At 57.7% G+C, this 16,097-nt stretch carries 15 protein-coding genes and 1 riboswitch; of the genes, 4 read left to right on the top strand and 11 right to left on the bottom strand.

Going from position 1 to position 16,097, the window contains the following annotated elements; genetic code table 11:
• Positions 1 to 186: 186 nt before the first annotated feature.
• Positions 187 to 765 (bottom strand): TerD family protein, encoded by a 579-nt coding sequence (locus tag SLH49_RS13535; protein ID WP_320269658.1) that lies wholly within the window; start codon positions 763 to 765, stop codon positions 187 to 189.
• Positions 766 to 966: 201 nt separating this feature from the next.
• Here SLH49_RS13535 and SLH49_RS13530 point away from each other — a divergent pair, with 201 nt between their 5' ends.
• Positions 967 to 2,730: a sugar phosphorylase gene (locus SLH49_RS13530; protein ID WP_320269657.1), complete on the top strand. Its 1,764-nt coding sequence runs from the start codon at positions 967 to 969 to the stop codon at positions 2,728 to 2,730.
• 42 nt (positions 2,731 to 2,772) lie between these two features.
• Here SLH49_RS13530 and SLH49_RS13525 read toward each other — a convergent pair whose 3' ends face one another.
• The 10 genes from SLH49_RS13525 to SLH49_RS13480 all read right to left on the bottom strand — a co-directional run bounded on the left by SLH49_RS13525 (position 2,773) and on the right by SLH49_RS13480 (position 11,464).
• The gene (locus tag SLH49_RS13525) at positions 2,773 to 4,065 is read right to left on the bottom strand and encodes a PQQ-dependent sugar dehydrogenase (protein ID WP_320269656.1); all 1,293 of its coding nucleotides are present in this window, start codon (positions 4,063 to 4,065) and stop codon (positions 2,773 to 2,775) included.
• Between the two features lie 155 nt (positions 4,066 to 4,220).
• Entirely contained in the window at positions 4,221 to 5,456 is a 1,236-nt protein-coding gene (locus tag SLH49_RS13520; protein WP_320269655.1) for a glycosyl transferase, read from the bottom strand.
• A 4-nt stretch (positions 5,457 to 5,460) separates the two neighbouring features.
• Entirely contained in the window at positions 5,461 to 6,255 is a 795-nt protein-coding gene (locus SLH49_RS13515) for an HAD-IIB family hydrolase (protein WP_320269654.1), read from the bottom strand.
• A 134-nt stretch (positions 6,256 to 6,389) separates the two neighbouring features.
• On the bottom strand, positions 6,390 to 6,818 hold the full coding sequence (locus SLH49_RS13510) for a hypothetical protein (RefSeq protein ID WP_320269653.1): 429 nt from the start codon (positions 6,816 to 6,818) through the stop codon (positions 6,390 to 6,392).
• Positions 6,808 to 7,203, bottom strand: coding sequence for a carboxymuconolactone decarboxylase family protein (locus SLH49_RS13505; RefSeq protein ID WP_320269652.1), 396 nt, complete (start codon positions 7,201 to 7,203; stop codon positions 6,808 to 6,810). Before SLH49_RS13505 ends, SLH49_RS13510 begins: the two co-directional genes overlap by 11 nt.
• The gene (locus tag SLH49_RS13500; RefSeq protein WP_320269651.1) at positions 7,193 to 8,437 is read right to left on the bottom strand and encodes an agmatinase family protein; all 1,245 of its coding nucleotides are present in this window, start codon (positions 8,435 to 8,437) and stop codon (positions 7,193 to 7,195) included. Before SLH49_RS13500 ends, SLH49_RS13505 begins: the two co-directional genes overlap by 11 nt.
• Positions 8,438 to 8,447: 10 nt before the next feature.
• Entirely contained in the window at positions 8,448 to 8,795 is a 348-nt protein-coding gene (gene cutA / locus SLH49_RS13495) for a divalent-cation tolerance protein CutA (protein ID WP_320269650.1), read from the bottom strand.
• The gene (locus SLH49_RS13490) at positions 8,796 to 9,566 is read right to left on the bottom strand and encodes an ATP-binding cassette domain-containing protein (RefSeq protein ID WP_320269649.1); all 771 of its coding nucleotides are present in this window, start codon (positions 9,564 to 9,566) and stop codon (positions 8,796 to 8,798) included.
• On the bottom strand, positions 9,563 to 10,375 hold the full coding sequence (locus tag SLH49_RS13485; RefSeq protein ID WP_320269648.1) for an ABC transporter permease: 813 nt from the start codon (positions 10,373 to 10,375) through the stop codon (positions 9,563 to 9,565). The genes SLH49_RS13490 and SLH49_RS13485 overlap by 4 nt, the downstream gene beginning before the upstream one ends.
• 42 nt (positions 10,376 to 10,417) lie before the next feature.
• Entirely contained in the window at positions 10,418 to 11,464 is a 1,047-nt protein-coding gene (locus SLH49_RS13480; RefSeq protein WP_320269647.1) for a putative urea ABC transporter substrate-binding protein, read from the bottom strand.
• Positions 11,465 to 11,543: 79 nt separating this feature from the next.
• Positions 11,544 to 11,652, bottom strand: a riboswitch (guanidine-I (ykkC/yxkD leader).
• A gap of 429 nt (positions 11,653 to 12,081) precedes the next feature.
• Between SLH49_RS13480 and SLH49_RS13475 the strand changes: the two genes are divergently transcribed.
• From SLH49_RS13475 to SLH49_RS13465, 3 genes are all read left to right on the top strand, one after another.
• Positions 12,082 to 12,963: a type IV pili methyl-accepting chemotaxis transducer N-terminal domain-containing protein gene (locus SLH49_RS13475; protein WP_320269646.1), complete on the top strand. Its 882-nt coding sequence runs from the start codon at positions 12,082 to 12,084 to the stop codon at positions 12,961 to 12,963.
• A 67-nt stretch (positions 12,964 to 13,030) separates the two neighbouring features.
• Positions 13,031 to 13,924, top strand: a complete 894-nt coding sequence (locus SLH49_RS13470) for a type IV pili methyl-accepting chemotaxis transducer N-terminal domain-containing protein (protein ID WP_320269645.1) — start codon at positions 13,031 to 13,033, stop codon at positions 13,922 to 13,924.
• A 129-nt stretch (positions 13,925 to 14,053) separates the two neighbouring features.
• Positions 14,054 to 15,844 carry a phosphate ABC transporter substrate-binding/OmpA family protein gene (locus SLH49_RS13465; protein ID WP_320269644.1) on the top strand — a complete coding sequence of 597 codons (1,791 nt, stop codon included), beginning with the start codon at positions 14,054 to 14,056 and terminating at the stop codon, positions 15,842 to 15,844.
• Positions 15,845 to 16,097: the final 253 nt, after the last annotated feature.

Genomic DNA, 16,097 nt, shown 5'->3' with positions numbered 1-16,097 from the left:
CTTTTGTCCTGCGCGGATGCAACATCCGATCCGCTTTGCCCAAACCGGCGTGCTCTTGCCGCATCAAGTTGATGCTTTTTCGCCTGTTGGCGCGAACATGATCGAGGCCTCGCCGCCATTTCGGCAAATCGTTTCATCACGCCTCTCCATCATGTTGGGTCATGGTTTTTTGAGCTCTCAGCAAGGCTAGATATGGCGCAAGGCGTCGGGAACAAGCTGGTCGGCGGTGCGCCCCACACCCGGCATACCCACCGCCTTGATCTGCCAATCGCCCGCATTGCGCGACAGGATTGCCATGACCACCCCGGTATGGGCTCCCTTGTCGCTGAGCGTATAACGGCAAAACTCCTGTCCGCTATCGGCATCCGTGACCCTGCAATAGGCATTATCGACCTCTTCGAAGGTATGCCCCTGATAGGAATTGACAAAGAAAACAAGTGTTTCTGTGGTGTCATCAAGACGGGTCAGATCCACCGCGATCACCTCATCATCGCCGTCGCCATCCCCGGTGAGGTTGTCACCCATATGCTTGATCGCCCCGTCAGGTGACTCAAGTTTGCCAAAATAGACAATGCCGGTCGGTTCTTTCTTTTGGTCAAAGGTGATGACCGAAGCGTCAAGGTCAATTTCCTTCGGTCCTGTGAGCCGGGCAATCAAACCTTTCGGAATGGCCGGATCCCATCCGACACCAACATGAAGATGATTGAGATTGTCGCTGACCTTGTTCAGGCTGATCGTTTGTCCCTTTGACAATGAAATCGCCATGAGCGGGTCCCTTATTGCCGCATGCCCTTCCGTCACATGTAGGGCGTGGTTGCAAAAGTTGTAGGCATGGCCGTCGAGTGGCGATTTTTCGCGGGTGTGCCGCTCAGAAAAGTGGCAAACGTATCAATTCACGCATGCGTCGTATTTCACGGGCGGGTGTTATGGTTTGTCCGGGCGGATTTTTCGTGCTTGTCTCTGCCCATGGACCAAGTCACCGACACCAAAGAGAAATCGACGGCATTCAGTCGCTTGCTCAAGCCTTATCTGGCGTTTCTCTACCCGGAGATTGATACCGATATTCTGGCCACAAAGGTGATTGAGGCGTTTTGGCCCGAAGGCGCGCGCCGCCGGAAGCGGGGCAGGGTGCCCGGCAATACGATGTGGTCGCAATCGGACGCGCTTTTGATCACCTACGGCAATACGTTGCGCGATGGTGTGCATAAGCCTTTGGATCTGCTCTATGATTTTCTCCTCGGAAACTTGAAGGGGGTGTTGAACGGGGTCCATATCCTGCCGTTCTTTCCCTTTACGTCCGATGACGGCTTTGCCGTGTCGGATTTCCGCGCGGTGAACCCGCAACTGGGCGATTGGACAGACATCAACCGCATTGCGGGCGAGTTTAAACTCATGTCTGATCTGGTGCTCAACCATGTTTCGAGCCAGGGGCGCTGGTTTAATGCGTACCGTCAGGGACAGACGCCTTATGATCGCTTCTTCTTCGAGGCCTCGCCTGATGATGACCTCGATATGGTTGTGCGCCCGCGTACCACGCCACTCCTGCAGGAAGTCGAGACGATCAACGGTCCGCGCCATGTCTGGTGCACGTTCAGCCATGACCAGATTGATCTGGACTTCCGCAACCCGGAGGTTTTGTTGGAATTCCTGCGGATCATCCGGCTGCATATCGACAATGGGGTGCAGATCATCCGGCTGGATGCGGTGGCTTTCCTTTGGAAAGAGGTTGGCTCGCCCTCCATCCACCTGCCACAGACCCATGCCATCGTGAAGCTCATGCGGTTGCTTTGCGATTACGCGATGGAGCCGGTTGTACTGCTGACTGAGACGAATGTGCCGAAGGCTGAAAATCTCAGCTATTTCGGCGAGCGGGACGAGGCGCATGTCATCTACAACTTCCCGCTGCCGCCCTTGATCCTGCATGCGATGATGACGGGAACGGCCAAGCATCTGGCCAAGTGGCAGCGCGCGATGCCGCCGGCCCCTTTGGGCTGCGCCTATCTCAACTTCACGGCCAGCCATGACGGGATCGGCATGCGCCCGGCGGAGGGTCTGCTGTCAGCGGATGATCAGAAGACGGTCATCGATCTGGTGCGCAAGATCGGTGGCCTTGTCTCGATGCGGGCGCTGCCTGACGGAGGCGAGGCGCCTTATGAGCTGAACACGACCTTCTTTGAGGCCATGAGCGAAACGGTTCACGGCCCTGATGACTACCACCTGGCGCGCTTTATCTGTTCACAGACCATTGTGATGTCGCTGGAAGGTATTCCAGCCTTTTACATTCACTCATTGCTGGCGACGTCCAATGATCATGCGAGCGTCGAAAAGCGCGGCATGAACCGCGCGATCAACCGGCATCGCTGGGATTACGACGACCTGCGCCAGCGCCTGGCAAATCCGGGCAGTATGCAAGCGCAAGTCATGTCGCAAATGCGGATGCGCCTGCAATTGCGCAAGGAACAGGCCGCGTTCCACCCCAATGCCACCCAGTTTACATTTCCGATGGAAGATGAGCGTGTCTTTGGCCTTTGGCGGCAAAGTCTGGATCGGCATCAGTCGATCTTTGCGCTGCACAATGTCAGCGCGGAGACGGTCACGATCCCCGACAGCGCCCTGAACCTCATCGCCGATCTGACCTGGATAGACCTATTGTCTGGGGATCATATCGGCACGGGCGATATCACACTTGCCCCCTATCAATGCCGCTGGATCAGCAATACCGGGCACTAAAGCAGCGACGCGCCGCAGGAAAACGGCGCGTCTCCAAATGGATCAGTTCGGGTCAAGGCGATGTATCTCACCTTCATCCACAGCCGCGTAGAGCGCGCCATCCGGCCCTTGGACCAGCGACCGGAAACGCCCCGGCTCCATGGGCAACGTCATCTCGGTCACGTCGAAAACGGATCGCCCATCATCGGACAGTTCGATAACATCGATCCGCTGCCCGATGGGCGTACCGCCAAAGCCAATGCCCATGATGCCAACAACCAAGTTACCGTCCCATGCACCCCAGGCCTCGCCACTCAGGAACTCGGCGGAGGACATGCCCTGTGACAATCCATTGTTGTTCCAAATGGGCGGCATCGCTTCAGGATATGTGCCGGTGTCGGTCATCGGCATGAAGGACGCGCGTTCAAAGGCGTTCATCCCATCCATCTGATTGGGCATGTAGCCGCAGTAATTGTCGGGACAGTCGCCACGATCCGCGATGTTGGGCCGGGGGTCCCAGCCGCCATTTCCCCCGGGATCAAGAACCGTGATCTCGTCGGAGTGCCAGGGCCCGTGTTCGGCCACGATGGGGATGCCCGTTTCGGGATGGAACGTGATGCCCTGAATGTTGCGATGCCCATAGGTGTAGATGCGCGGGTCAAAGCCGTCGGGCGCGTTATTGCCATCCGCCGCATTCCCATCGCTGTCAACGCGCAGCACCTTGCCGCCCAAAAGGCTCGGGCTTTGCGGCACCTCACCATTATGCGTGTCGCCGGTTGTCACATAAAGGAAACCGTCAGACGGATTGAACCGCACGCGCCCGCCATTATGCGCACCTGGACCGCCAAATGGATGATCCGTGGCAACCTCTTTGTAGGGGATGTCATCGATGATGTCGGTCCGGTCTGAGACGGATGCGAAATCTTCGCTTAACGTCAGGCGCATCACACGGTTGCTGGGTGGGGATGACAGGTTGGATGTCGAATAGACATAGATCAGCCGGTTTTCGTCAAATGCAGGATCAAAGGCCACGCCATTCATTCCCGCCTGTCCTTCACAAAAAAGGTCATCAGCGGTCTCGGCGTATCCGGTGCTATTGGTCATGCCCAAAAGGGCGTTCACCGACCCGTCCGGCAGGCGCACGGACAGGCCCTGACATTTTTCAGTAAACAGCATGGTGCCATCCGGCAGAAAGGCCATGTCCCACGGGTCCGACAAACCTTCGAGCACGATAGAGTGCTGCAGGCTGCTGGTATTGGGGCTTGTATCTGCGGTGACGGCTGACGCAAAGGTCGCTGCCGAGGCAATCATCGCAAAAACTGATGCGGATTGTCCTCTGGGTAAACGCATACTCATAATAGCTCCTCCCTTGGATATATGTGACAAACTGCTCGTGATTTCGTGCTGGTATTCTCCTCCTCTGGTGTCCTTTAGGTAGCACAGGGGGCGGCTTTCACCAATTCTGGGAAAAGCGGGCGCCCTTTTGACATGAAGGCGGTGATCTCTAGGACTCAGATGGTACCAGTCGGCGCGAATTCTTTTGCATCCGCAGCGACCGCATCATGCATCTCGCGCAGGAAATCGGGATCAGCCGCATGCACGCGGTTCCAACTTGGGATGAAAGGCGTTTCATGCGGGCGGTCGAGGAAGATCTGGCCAGCACGCATGATGCTTTCGGCGAAAAGCTCAATCGCCGCTTCTTCGGCGTGCCGGTCAAGGCGCAGGCCGTTCATTTTCGCGTCCGTATAGTATGCCTCAAGCAGGTCCAGCGCGATGCGATAATAGGTGGCCTTGAGCGTGCGGAACGTGTTCTGCGTGAAGACTGTGCCGTCTGCCGCGAGTTTACGGAACACCGCCTTGCAGATATCCGCAGACATCCGGTTGAGACCGGCATCCGTATCGTCGGGGCTCACCGTCTGGTGTTTGTGGTCATAGCTGTCGGCGATCTCGACCTGGCAGACGGCTTTGGGGGCAAGGTTGCGCCACGCTTCCGACAGAACACCAATCTCCAACCCCCAATCGGAGGGGATGCGCAAATCCGGCAGGATATTCGTGCGCATCGCAAACTCGCCCGACAGCGGATAACGGAAACTGCGCAAGTAATCGATGTAGTCACGATCACCGATCACCCGTTTGAGCGCGATCAGGAGCGGGCTGACCAAAAGCCGCGTCACCCTCCCGTTCAGCTTGTCATTGCCGATCCGCGCGTAATAACCCTTAGCCACCTGATAGGGAAAGCCGGGATTGGCGACCGGATAAACCAGCCGCGCCAGGAGTTCGTTGGTATATGTCGTGATGTCGCAATCATGGATCGCCATGACGGCGCTGTCCTGACACCCGATCAGATAACCCATGGACGTCCAGACATTCTTGCCCTTGCCACTTTCGGCGGGGGCGAGGCCGATTTTGTCCAACCGCGCCTCCAGCGCTTTCATACGCGGGCTGTCGTTCCAGATGACGGTGTGGTTCTGGTTGAGTGCGGCAAAGAACTGGCGGGCATGCCGAAACTGTGCCTCATCCGCGCGGTCAAGGCCGATGACGATACGGTGCAGGTATTTGACCTCAGCCAGTTCCGATAGGATGCGAGGCATCGCCTCGGTCTCAAGCTCGGAATAGAGACAAGGTAAAACCAGCGAGATTTTCCGCGTGGGAGCGAAAACCTCCAGCTCATGCGTGAGATCGGCGAGCGTCCGGGTCCGCAGATTGTGTAGGGTTGCGATATTCCCGTTCTGGTGAAAATCAACCAATGTGTCAGCCTTTCATCGGTACTGCGTGACGGTCGAGAAACGCGTTGATCGCGGTGTTCCAGCCTGCGGGTCCGGGCTCATCCGTGCGTGTGATCTCGCCGGTTTCTTCGCCAGAGAGAGCGGGCAGGGGGGCGTGATGACGGTTGGCCACGATCACACCGAAATCCGCACTTTCCAGCATCTCGATATCGTTAGCGGCATCGCCCAGTGCGATAGATCGCGGATGACGAAACTGCCGCATGACATCCCGCATGCCGTCCATCTTTGTCTTTCCAAATGACAGCGTCAAAAATCGTCCACCCTCGCGCGCCGTGACCCCATGTTCGGAGAGTTCGGACAAAAACGCATCCTTGTCCGCCGCGCTACCGGACCACAGGCCGGGTTCGGAGAAGTCGCGGCTTTTGGCACGTGACGCGGCCTCAGGCGAGAGGCCGGTGATCTGTGCGACCTCTTCGACAGACATATCTCCAAAACCCACAAATGAAGTGCGCAATTGGGCTGGACTTCCATCAACTATGGCGCATAGCGTTTTGTATTCATGTGCATTCCGCGAGGTAACGCCGTCGAGACCCGCAATACCCGCACCGTTTTCCACAATCGCCGGATAACGGGTTAAGCCCATCTCTTGTTGCAGCAAGGTGGTTTCAGCTGCCGTCTTGCTTGTTGCCAGAATGACCGGGATGTCCAATCGTGCCAGCCGCTCCAGCGCCGATCTTGCGGCGTCCCAACTGTAAGTCGTGTGATCAAGCAGGGTGCCGTCAAGATCAGAGAAGACAAGGAACGAGGGGCGAGGCTGCATACGATCAGTGTGTTTCACCAAGTCGGTGTCTGCAAGGCCAAGTTCGGCTTACAACCACTTATCTGCCTTTCCATTTGGCGGGGATCATAGGGCGCGCCTTGACCCAGAGTCGGGGCACGACACAGTGATGGCAATCACGATGCTTCGCTGGCCGCGGGGTGGTGCTGCAGAAAACTGCGCAAATCGTTGATCTGTTTTGCGCGGAGAGAGACATAGACAAAGCCCATGTTCGTCCGCTCCGTCACCATATCGCCAGGATAGGGTAGATAAGACAGTTCCTGCGACCCAAACGAGGGAGAGGCAGTCCCCACCTGCCATTCGGTGGTCAGTTGGACATCAACCAGCTTCATGGTCGGTCCACCATCAGGCGCGTCAATCTGCAACGGAACCCCGGCGAGACGCAGGTAAGACATCTTATCTTTCGCCGCGACAAAGCCGTCGATGAACTGCGTGGTCAGCACCTGCAATTCCTCGGCCTTATCTGCATCGGGCATGTGGCTGTGCAGGTGGTCGCCATGGCTGTGGTTGTGGCCGATATGGCCGTTCACGATATCATGGGGCATCTTTTTCCTCTTCTTCGGCAAACACCTCAAGCGCGGCGTTCAGCCCGTTGATGGCTGCGGGAAACCCGCCATAAAGCGCCATCTGCCAGATCACCTCACCAATCTCCTGCTGGCTCAGGCCCGCTTTCCGGCCCCCGGCGATGTTCACTTTCAGCTGTGGTGCAGTCTGGCCGCCAAGTGCCGTTAGTGCGGCAATGGTCGCAAGATAGCGGTCGCGCAGCGGCAGGCCGGGGCGGGCGTATTGGCGGCCGTAGGCGAAATCCACCACGCCTTCCGCCATGCCGGGCACCAGATGGCCATAGCGCGCCTCAATTGCTGCTTCCATGCCGGGGTTCAGCTCTTCGGATAGTGTGCGACCCCTAGCGGTCGTATCGTCACTTGGCATTGGACCAGCGTTTTCCTTCAAATTCGCCGTGCGGGATCTCGACCGGTTTGTCGATGTGCTGCTTGTGGGCGCCAAGCTTGCCGGACGCAACAAGAGACCCGAGCACATCCACAATCACACGTGTCCCCATCAGGGCTGTGATTTCGGATTGATCATAAGGCGGGGCGACTTCGACGAGTTCCATGCCGCAGATCCCCTCGGCCGCGACCATGGAGGCAAGTTTCAAAGCCTCGCGTGGCAGGAACCCGCCCGGTTCGGGCCAGCCGGTACCGGGGACAAATCCGCAATCAATGCTGTCGATGTCAAATGACATATAGACCATGTCGACCCCGTCCCAGGCCATTTCCAGCGCCATTTCGGCGGTCTTCTCGACGCCCATCTTCTCCATGTCTGACATGGTGATGATGTTGGTTTCGCGATCCCGCGCGACCTTGACCGCGTCGCGCGGAACCTGCCAGCCGCCGATGCCGACCTGCACGAGGTTTTTGGCAGGGACATTCGGCAAGTTTGTCGAATGGAACCATGGCGTGGTGTGCATCCGTTCATCCAGATCCTTCTCCTGAATATCGGCATGGCGGTCGAAATGCACGATGCCGATCTTCTTCGACGTACATTCCGCGATGCCACGTACACAAGGAAACCCGATAGAATGGTCGCCGCCAATCATGATGGGTAGAGAACCTGATGATGCAACGTGGCTGACCGCGCGGCTGATCTGGTCGAACGTCTTTTCGATGTTGGCGGGGATCGTGAACACATCTCCCGCATCGCAAAGCGTCATCTGCTCGCGCAGATCAATCGCCATTTCGTAGTTGTAGGGCGTATAAAGCGCCGAAATCTTGCGTACGCCCTGAGGTCCAAACCGCGTGCCCGCGCGGTATGTCGTGCCGCCGTCAAATGGGATGCCGAGAACGGTGGCATCGTAATCCTTCACCTCGGTGACATCTTCGGCATAGGGTGCCTTCAGGAAGGTGTTGATGCCTGCGTAATGCGGCAGCTCACCGCGCGCGAATGTGGGGATCGACTTGTCTTCAATCGAATCCGCGCCGGTCAGCCCCATGCGCAACGCCCATTGCCGCTCTTGCGCCCAACCGCTGCCGGGGATCTCTTTCTCGGCCTGCAGCGCCTTCCAGCCCTGCAGCTTGGTCAGGTCCGGGTGGTGATGGCGCCGCTCATCCCGGTGCAAATCGGCGGGGTGATGAGATCGCGTGCGGTGATGGGGCAAGACGGGCATCGGGTGCTCCTTAGATATCTTTTGCGGTTTTGGTGAGGTCGGGCGTCGCGGTTTCGGCTGCGACCCATGCGGCGAAAGCCGGCTGGCAATCGCAGGGGTGAAAGACAAGTCCGGGCAAATCGTATGGGTGACTTTCGATCAGATGATCGGCCACATCCTGGGCGAGAGGCCTCTGCGTTTTTACCGTCAGGCGCCATTCGGGTTCGATCTGGATCGCGTCGTCCCAGCGGAACACGCTCTCAACCGGCCCTGCGATATGGACACAGGCCGCGAGGCGACGTGTGACCAAATCTCTGGCTGCATCTCTGGCAACGTCTGCTTCGTGATAGGTGATGGTGATTTCGATGATCTCTGCCATTCAAAGGCCCTCCGCAATGGTCATGCCTGTTTCTCGCAATCGCTGAAACGGAATACCACCATCACGTGCATCAAAATCATAGGTGATCGTCGCGCCATAGGCGTTCGGATCATGCGGATCCCAGCGAGGCTTGTCGAAGACAAGGACTCGGTCGCCGAGCTTGAACGCTTCTTCCAGATCATGGGTGACCATAAAGACGGTCATGCCGGTTTCCGTCCGGAGGTCCTGCAGAAATTCATGCATCGACAGGCGCGTTCCGGGGTCCAGCGCCCCAAAGGGTTCATCGAGCAGCAGTATGCGGGGCTTAGCGGCAAGTGCCTGCCCGATAGCAAGGCGCTGCTGCATCCCGCCTGACAAGGTGGCGGGGTATTGTTCGGCCACATGATCGAGCCCGCAGCGGTCCAGAGTCTCATCGGCGCGCGCGCGAGCCGCCTTGCGTTCTGCCCCAAAGAACCGCCCCCATGGTTTGCGAAAGCATTCGCCAGCAACAACGTTTTCGCGGACCGTCATGTGCGGGAAGACTGAGTACCTTTGGAACACAATGCCGCGTTCCAAACCCGGTTCCTGAGCGGGAGGCGCGCCGTCAATGCGGATTTCCCCGCGCAAGGGCCGTTCCTGCGCCAGTAGCAGCCGCAGGAATGTGGATTTGCCGCAACCCGACGCCCCGACGATGGAGATGAACTCACCCTCATCGACCGCGACATTGATCCGCTCGATAATCGGACGCTGGCCATAGCTTTGGAAGACATCAGTGACGGCAACAAAGCTCATAGCCCATCCTCCGCCCAAGGGAAGAACCGGCGCGAGGTCCAGCGCAGAAGCCAATCCATCAGGAAGGCGAGGATCGTGATCCAGATCACGTAGGTCAGGATCACATCCATGGCGAGGAAGCGGCGGACGAGGAAGATGCGGTAACCAAGCCCCAAATCGGAGGCGATGGCCTCTGCCGCGATCAGGAAAAGCCATGCGGGACCCAGCGACAGGCGCACCGCTTGGATGAGGCGCGGCATCACTTGCGGCAGCGCGACGCGGATCGCGATGACCCATGTTGAGGCGCCAAGTGTCTGCGCTTTGACCAGCAATTCCTGCGGGACTTCCAGCACACGTTGGCTCAGGTCGCGGATGATGAAGGGCAGGGTGCCCACCACGATCAGCACAACCTTGGACAACTCGCCAAGGCCGAAGATGATGAAGAGGATCGGCAGCAGTGCCAAAGGCGGGATCATCGACAGCACCGCAACGAATTGTGCCATAAAGCTGCGCACAACCGGCAAGAGCCCGATGAGTAACCCCACGACCAGACCGATCAAGGCAGATATTCCGATCCCCAGACCCAGCCGTTTCAGACTGGCCCATGTGTCATGCCAGAACAGCACCCGTCCGCTGCGGCGGTCAGGCTCCGTCATCAGCCGCCATGCGGTCTCGCCAATCGTGGACGGCGCGGGCAAGAGCTTGTCTGACGGGTTGGCCGCAAGCCGGATTTCGGACCCGATCGCATATGCGATGAACACCGCCGCGAAAGGAAGCAGAGCCAAAAAAACGGCCAGCGGACGGCCCGGTTTGATGTTGATCAGGCGCATGGGGCAAGGGCCCCGGATCAGGTCCGGGGCTGCGTTGCTTTGTCAGAGGCTGCCATCGGCGGCCATTTGCATATAGGTCGTGACATAGCGGAACATCACATTGTTCGGATCGCCGGTGATCGTCCCGTCAGGATAGGCAACGCCCACAAAATCCGCCGATGGCGCGCCTTCGCCCAGGATCCCCTTGTCGAAGAGGAACTCCGCCACGCTGACCATAGTCGCAGGCAATTCGGGGCTTGCGGTGAAGGCCACGGCCTCCGCCGGATCATAGAACATTTCGGTCGAGGCAAGCTGTGCCTGATAACCGGCGAGGTCAGTGCCTGACGCTTCGGCCATGGCGCTTAGAACCTCTTCATCGCCTGCCGCCATAAGTCCCATGACCTCGTACCATGCGCCGACCAGTGCCTTGCCGAAATCCGGGTTAGCAGCGAGCGTCTCGGTATTCACCACCATCAGGTCGATGATCTCACCGGGGATATCGGCGCTGTCAAAGAGTTTGGTGGCGGTGGGGTCTTCCAGAATGGTTGACACAAGCGGGTTCCATGTGACCACCGCCTCAACCTCATCCGTTGAAAAGGCCGCGATCATGTCCGCGTCGGAGGTGTTGATTACACCGTCGAGGTCAGCCTCTGACAGGCCCACACTGTCCAGCCCGCGCGCCAGCAAATAGTGCGAGACCGACAACTCCACGAGGTTCACGGGCTTGCCCGCCAAACTGCTCAAGTCCCCGTCGCCTTTGATAATGACTGCATCATTGCCGTTGGAATAGTCGCCGACGATCAGGGCCGTGGTATCAACGCCGCCACCCGCGGGGATCGACAGCGTGTCCATGTTGGTCGCCGACACACCGTCAAACTGGCCCGCCGTGTACTGATTGATCGACTCGACATAATCGTTGATCTGCACGATCTCGACATCGATGCCATAGCGGTCGGCCCACTTATCCATGATCCCGCTGTCTTCCAGATACCCCCATGGCATCCAGCCCACATAGATCGACCATGCGACCCGGAACTCAGTCTTCTCTTGCGCAGAAGCGCCGGTTGCCAGGCAGAATGCGATTGCCGTTGTCGTGATAAACGTCTTCATTTTCGGTCCCCATTCAATTTTCACCAATGGTTGACCGCGAGGAGGGCGTCGTCGGAGCGCGGGTCAAACCAGCGCAGTAGCCTCCCGGGATTTTGCCCCGCCGTGTACTGCCCGGTCTGTTGACGGACAGCGACATCTCTCGGACCAGTCACACGTCAAACCGCGTCGGAACCCTAGATGTCCTGCGTTTTCGAGGGAAACGGACCACTTCGCAGCGATCAAGGTTTGGTTCCGTGAGGTGCGGGGCCAGCCGCGCATTCGCCCAATGTTTTTGCGACCTGCATCAAAAATGATCATTTCAACGCCACTCTCTTATTGAAAGCGCAACCTGTTGGTTCCGAATTACAACAGATTCTGCCTTCCCTTGCGGAAACGCCAAAAGACAAACGTTGACTCACAAGAACTGACACCGCATGCGTATCGCATAACCAGTTGCCGGTTGTAGAATATCCCTTTCCAATGCGCCCTTCGAGTGTTGAAGCATGTCTGCTTCAGCCCCAAATTTCGTTTTGTTGAGGAAACAACCATGACGTTAACGTAAGCGTCGTGTACCTGTTAAGATTGTGTAAACCAATTCACGCGACCATGCCGCCATGGCGCATGCAGGAGATAACTGAATGAGAAGAAGCTCGCTGCTGAAGGTACTTGCTTTGATGAGCATGGGTGTCATGCCGCAAGGCACATTTGCCGATGGCACCACCGTAGGCGCCGAAGAGGCTGTGCTGCGCGTCAACATCGCCGGGCGTCAACGGATGCTGAGCCAGCGGATGGTGAAAGCGGCATGCCTGATGGCATTAGACATCGACACAACCTCCGCCTTTGACCAACTCACGCAATCGTATGATCTGTTTGTCGGATCATCGCGGGCCTTGCGCGATGGCGATGCTGCGCTTGGGCTTTCGCCGGAGACGTACACGCCTGTCTTAGAGGTGCAAAGGCAGGCAGACCGGCCTTGGTCGATCTACCGGCTCGTCATCGAAAACGGCATCGACAATGCTGAAATCACCACTGCAGAGCTTGCCGCGTTGGATGATGCTGCGCTTGATCTGTTGCGGGAGCTGAACCACGCCGTCTTTGTGACAGCACAATCACATGCTGCAGCGGCCCCGAAAGTGTCGCTGGGCCTTGCGGTCACCGTTGACGTCGCTGGTCGGCAACGCATGCTCAGCCAACGTGCCGTGAAAGAGGCATGTCTGATGCAGGTTGCGGCAGCACCTGAACAACAGGCAGAGCGGCTTTACGACACAATCGATCTGTTTGAACGCTCGCTCAATGCCCTGCGTGAAGGGCATCCAACGGCCGGCATCATTGCCCCGCCAAACCCCGAAGTTGCTCGCAAACTGGCAGAGGTTGCCGACCTTTGGCGACCCATCAAGGCAAGACTGACCGATGCCGCGAAAACCGGCACCCTGTCGACGCAGGACCTGGGCCGTCTTGCCATTGATGTCGAGCCTTTGCTGCGCACCATGAACGAGGCGGTCGGGCTTTATGGCGCCTGAACTGCCTTACAGATTTGAACAAACGCACTGTGCCGTCGTCGGTACAGGAACGAAACGGAGAACACCCATGTTAAGAACCCTCATCAGCGCAGGATTGCTGAGCACAGCCTTGTTGACCCCGGCGGTCGCATCTGCGCAGAGCGCGGCGGTCTCCTCTGACGATCCGTCGGTCCGCATTAACGTCGCCGGGCGCCAGCGCATGTTGTCGCAGCGGATGACCAAAGCCGCATGTTTGATGGCTCAGGATATTGATGCGACCGCTGCTTATGATCAGTTGACGCAGGCCTACGAACTGTTCACCCGCACAGATGTAGCTTTGCGTGATGGTGATCCGAGCATGCGGCTCGGGCCAGAGACGCATTCTGACGTAATCAGCGCGCTTCAACGTGTTGACCCACATTGGGCCACCTACATGATCATCGCGGAAAAAGGGATCGATGAGGCGTATGTGGAATACGCTGATCTTGCGGTGATGGACGAAACCGGCCTCGACGTTCTGAAGTTCATGAACATAGCTGTCTACAAGACGGCCCGGGCGTGGGCTGAGGGCTCAGAAAACCTGGACCTTGGTCTTGCAATCACCATCGATATTGCTGGTCGGCAACGCATGCTTACACAGCTGGCTGTGAAAAACGTTTGCTTGATGCGAGAAGCAGAAGACCCAACCGTTTACGCAGATAGTCTGGCCAACGCGGTTGAGCTGTTCGATTCCTCCTTGCTGGCACTCCAGGACGGTTTTGGCGACATTGGTGTGATTGCCCCACCAACAACTGAAATCTCGCAAACCCTGCGCGAAGTGTCAGAGCTTTGGCAACCAATTCGCGTGGTCATGGACCGGGCCGCAGACGGTGACCCGATCTCGGATCGGGAACTCTCAAGCCTCGCGCGCGACACTGAGCTTTTGCTGCAAAAGATGAATGAGGCGGTCGGTCTTTACGCCGCATCAACCTCGGCAAGTTAGTGCTGGGGAAGCATGGCCCGGATGTTCCGGGGCATGCGCCGGCGATGTGACGACGCATGGCCACCAAGAGTACGACGTTGTGAGTAAATCCGGTTCATCTGCCACATATCACCTTACGAGGGACACGCGATGCACTCTTCCGTCAAAAATGCCCATGCGCCGAACCAGGCGCACCCGATCCGTTATGCCGCTGCTTTTTGTCTGGCATCATTCGCTGGCGCTCCGTTGGCGTTTGCGGAAGGCGACAAAAGCGTTGTTTTGACGGCGCGGGATGGAACGGTCGAAATCCATGGCATAATGATGCGGTACGAGGACGAGGTTTATGTGATCTCGACCGCGTTCCAGAGCGAGTTGTTCATCGATGCAAGCCTGGTGGAATGTTCCGGCGCGGGCTGCCCCAGCCTCGAAAAGGACGAAGTTACGGAAGACCGGTCCATTCGCTTGGTCGGGATTGACGAGGACTACACGCTTCAAGGTGAGCTGATCGCGTTCTCCGGCAATCGCTACATCATCGAAACCGATCTTGGGCAATTGCAGATCAACGGCCAGCAATTCCGCTGCGAAGGTACGGCATGCCCCGAGGTGGATATTTACGATCCAACCTTCAGCGTCTTTGCCAACGACAATACAGCCCGCTTCCTGATGCCCGAACTTTTGCGCGGATATGCCCGCGCGCATGATCTCAAGTATCAGTTTGGTCCGGAATCGGATGAGGGTCAGTTGATCAAGTTGATCGACAGCGACACTGGCCTGGTCACCGCAGAGATTTCCCTTTTTGCGACGAATGCAATTCCAGCCTCCGAGATGTGGAGCGGTGGTTTCGGCATCGTCAATCAGCCATTGGGTGAAGATAGCTTTGATGGTTTCGCAGGGCGCATCGATACAGTGCTGCAGATGGCCTATGACGCCAATGTCATGATCGTGGGTGACGACAATCCGATCCGCGATCTCAGCAATGCAGAGATGGCCGAGATTTGGTCTGGCGGCATGACCACTTGGGAGACATTGGGTGGTGGCACCCGGCAAATCGCACGACACCTTGTGTCGGAGACAGGCAATCTGCCCGATACACCCCTGTTCGGGCAAGGGCCGACCCGAATTGCCTCGGGTGGTGGCAGTGACATTGTTCTTCACAAGAGCATTGAGGACATGATCAGCGCAGTCCGCAACGACCCGGCTGCGGTTGGTTTTGTTGACCGGGCTCACGCGATCCGCGGCGGGGCGGAAATGGTTGCATCGCGCAAGGTGTGTGGCTTGATCGCGCAACCAACCGATTTTGATATTCGCATCCAAAACTATCCGTTCGCCAACCCGGTGATTGCGTATGCTGACAGCGACACGCTGCATCCCGTGGCGAACGATATCCTTGCTTGGTCGCAGACAAATGCAGCACAGATCAGCATCTCTGATGCCGGGTTCGCCAGCGCGCAATTGCAACGCATGCGAATCCAGGACCTTGGGGTAGCGCTCATCCACAATGCGGTTGTCGAACCCGATTTCAGGGGCGGCCAGTTCTCACAGATGTTGCGCGAATTGCGCTATGCTGATCGGCTGTCAACAACGTTCCGGTTTGCCTATGGGTCAAGCGTGTTGGATACGGAGTCGGTAGAAAACATCAAGGACATGGTGTTGCGACTGCGCGACAATCAGTTTGAAGGTCTTGAGGTATTGCTCGTCGGATTTGCTGACAACATTGGCGACCCTGCGCAAAACACGGCCCTCGCGCAAAGGCGGGCTGAGACCGTTCAAGCGGTTCTCGAGGCCGAACTTGCAGGCAAAACCTATGATGTCCCACGTATTCGATCCCTGAGCTTCGGTGAACAAATGCCCCTTGATTGCAACGACACCGAAGAGGGACGTGCGAGCAATCGCCGGGTCGAGGTGTGGGTTAGAGTACCTGCTGGAGAGAGCCGACTGTAGTCATTGGTCATGCGGACGGAGGTGTTGCTCCTGCTCTGACCCAAGCCGGGTTCAAACGGAGTCAGTGAACTGCTGGAGGAATTAGCCTGACACACCGCATGCCCAACGCAGGATGTTTCCAGCGGTAGGTCGGTCGGGTCGCTGTCGGCTGTGAAGTTGGAGGATGCTTGGGTAGTGGGTCCTGAGGTTTGCCCGCAAGCTTACGGACTGGTCGATGTAAGCAGCGCAATGAAGATGGACCCGGTTATAGCTG

Source organism: Cognatiyoonia sp. IB215446 (assembly GCF_033963825.1).
Taxonomy (GTDB): domain Bacteria; phylum Pseudomonadota; class Alphaproteobacteria; order Rhodobacterales; family Rhodobacteraceae; genus Yoonia.
Note: the sequence above shows the minus strand (reverse complement) of the source record. Positions and strands in the feature narration are given on the sequence as shown.

Bases quoted from the DNA above. Each gene is read 5' to 3' on its own strand.
- SLH49_RS13480 (WP_320269647.1), bottom strand. From the start codon at position 11,464: ATGAAGACGTTTATCACGACAACGGCAATCGCATTCTGCCTGGCAACC.
- SLH49_RS13490 (WP_320269649.1), bottom strand. From the start codon at position 9,566: ATGAGCTTTGTTGCCGTCACTGATGTCTTCCAAAGCTATGGCCAGCGT.
- SLH49_RS13535 (WP_320269658.1), bottom strand. From the start codon at position 765: ATGGCGATTTCATTGTCAAAGGGACAAACGATCAGCCTGAACAAGGTC.
- SLH49_RS13510 (WP_320269653.1), bottom strand. From the start codon at position 6,818: ATGCCCCATGATATCGTGAACGGCCATATCGGCCACAACCACAGCCAT.
- SLH49_RS13515 (WP_320269654.1), bottom strand. From the start codon at position 6,255: ATGCAGCCTCGCCCCTCGTTCCTTGTCTTCTCTGATCTTGACGGCACC.
- SLH49_RS13465 (WP_320269644.1), top strand. From the start codon at position 14,054: ATGCACTCTTCCGTCAAAAATGCCCATGCGCCGAACCAGGCGCACCCG.
- SLH49_RS13525 (WP_320269656.1), bottom strand. From the start codon at position 4,065: ATGAGTATGCGTTTACCCAGAGGACAATCCGCATCAGTTTTTGCGATG.
- SLH49_RS13530 (WP_320269657.1), top strand. From the start codon at position 967: ATGGACCAAGTCACCGACACCAAAGAGAAATCGACGGCATTCAGTCGC.
- SLH49_RS13500 (WP_320269651.1), bottom strand. From the start codon at position 8,437: ATGCCCGTCTTGCCCCATCACCGCACGCGATCTCATCACCCCGCCGAT.
- SLH49_RS13470 (WP_320269645.1), top strand. From the start codon at position 13,031: ATGTTAAGAACCCTCATCAGCGCAGGATTGCTGAGCACAGCCTTGTTG.
- cutA (WP_320269650.1), bottom strand. From the start codon at position 8,795: ATGGCAGAGATCATCGAAATCACCATCACCTATCACGAAGCAGACGTT.
- SLH49_RS13505 (WP_320269652.1), bottom strand. From the start codon at position 7,203: ATGCCAAGTGACGATACGACCGCTAGGGGTCGCACACTATCCGAAGAG.
- SLH49_RS13485 (WP_320269648.1), bottom strand. From the start codon at position 10,375: ATGCGCCTGATCAACATCAAACCGGGCCGTCCGCTGGCCGTTTTTTTG.
- SLH49_RS13475 (WP_320269646.1), top strand. From the start codon at position 12,082: ATGAGAAGAAGCTCGCTGCTGAAGGTACTTGCTTTGATGAGCATGGGT.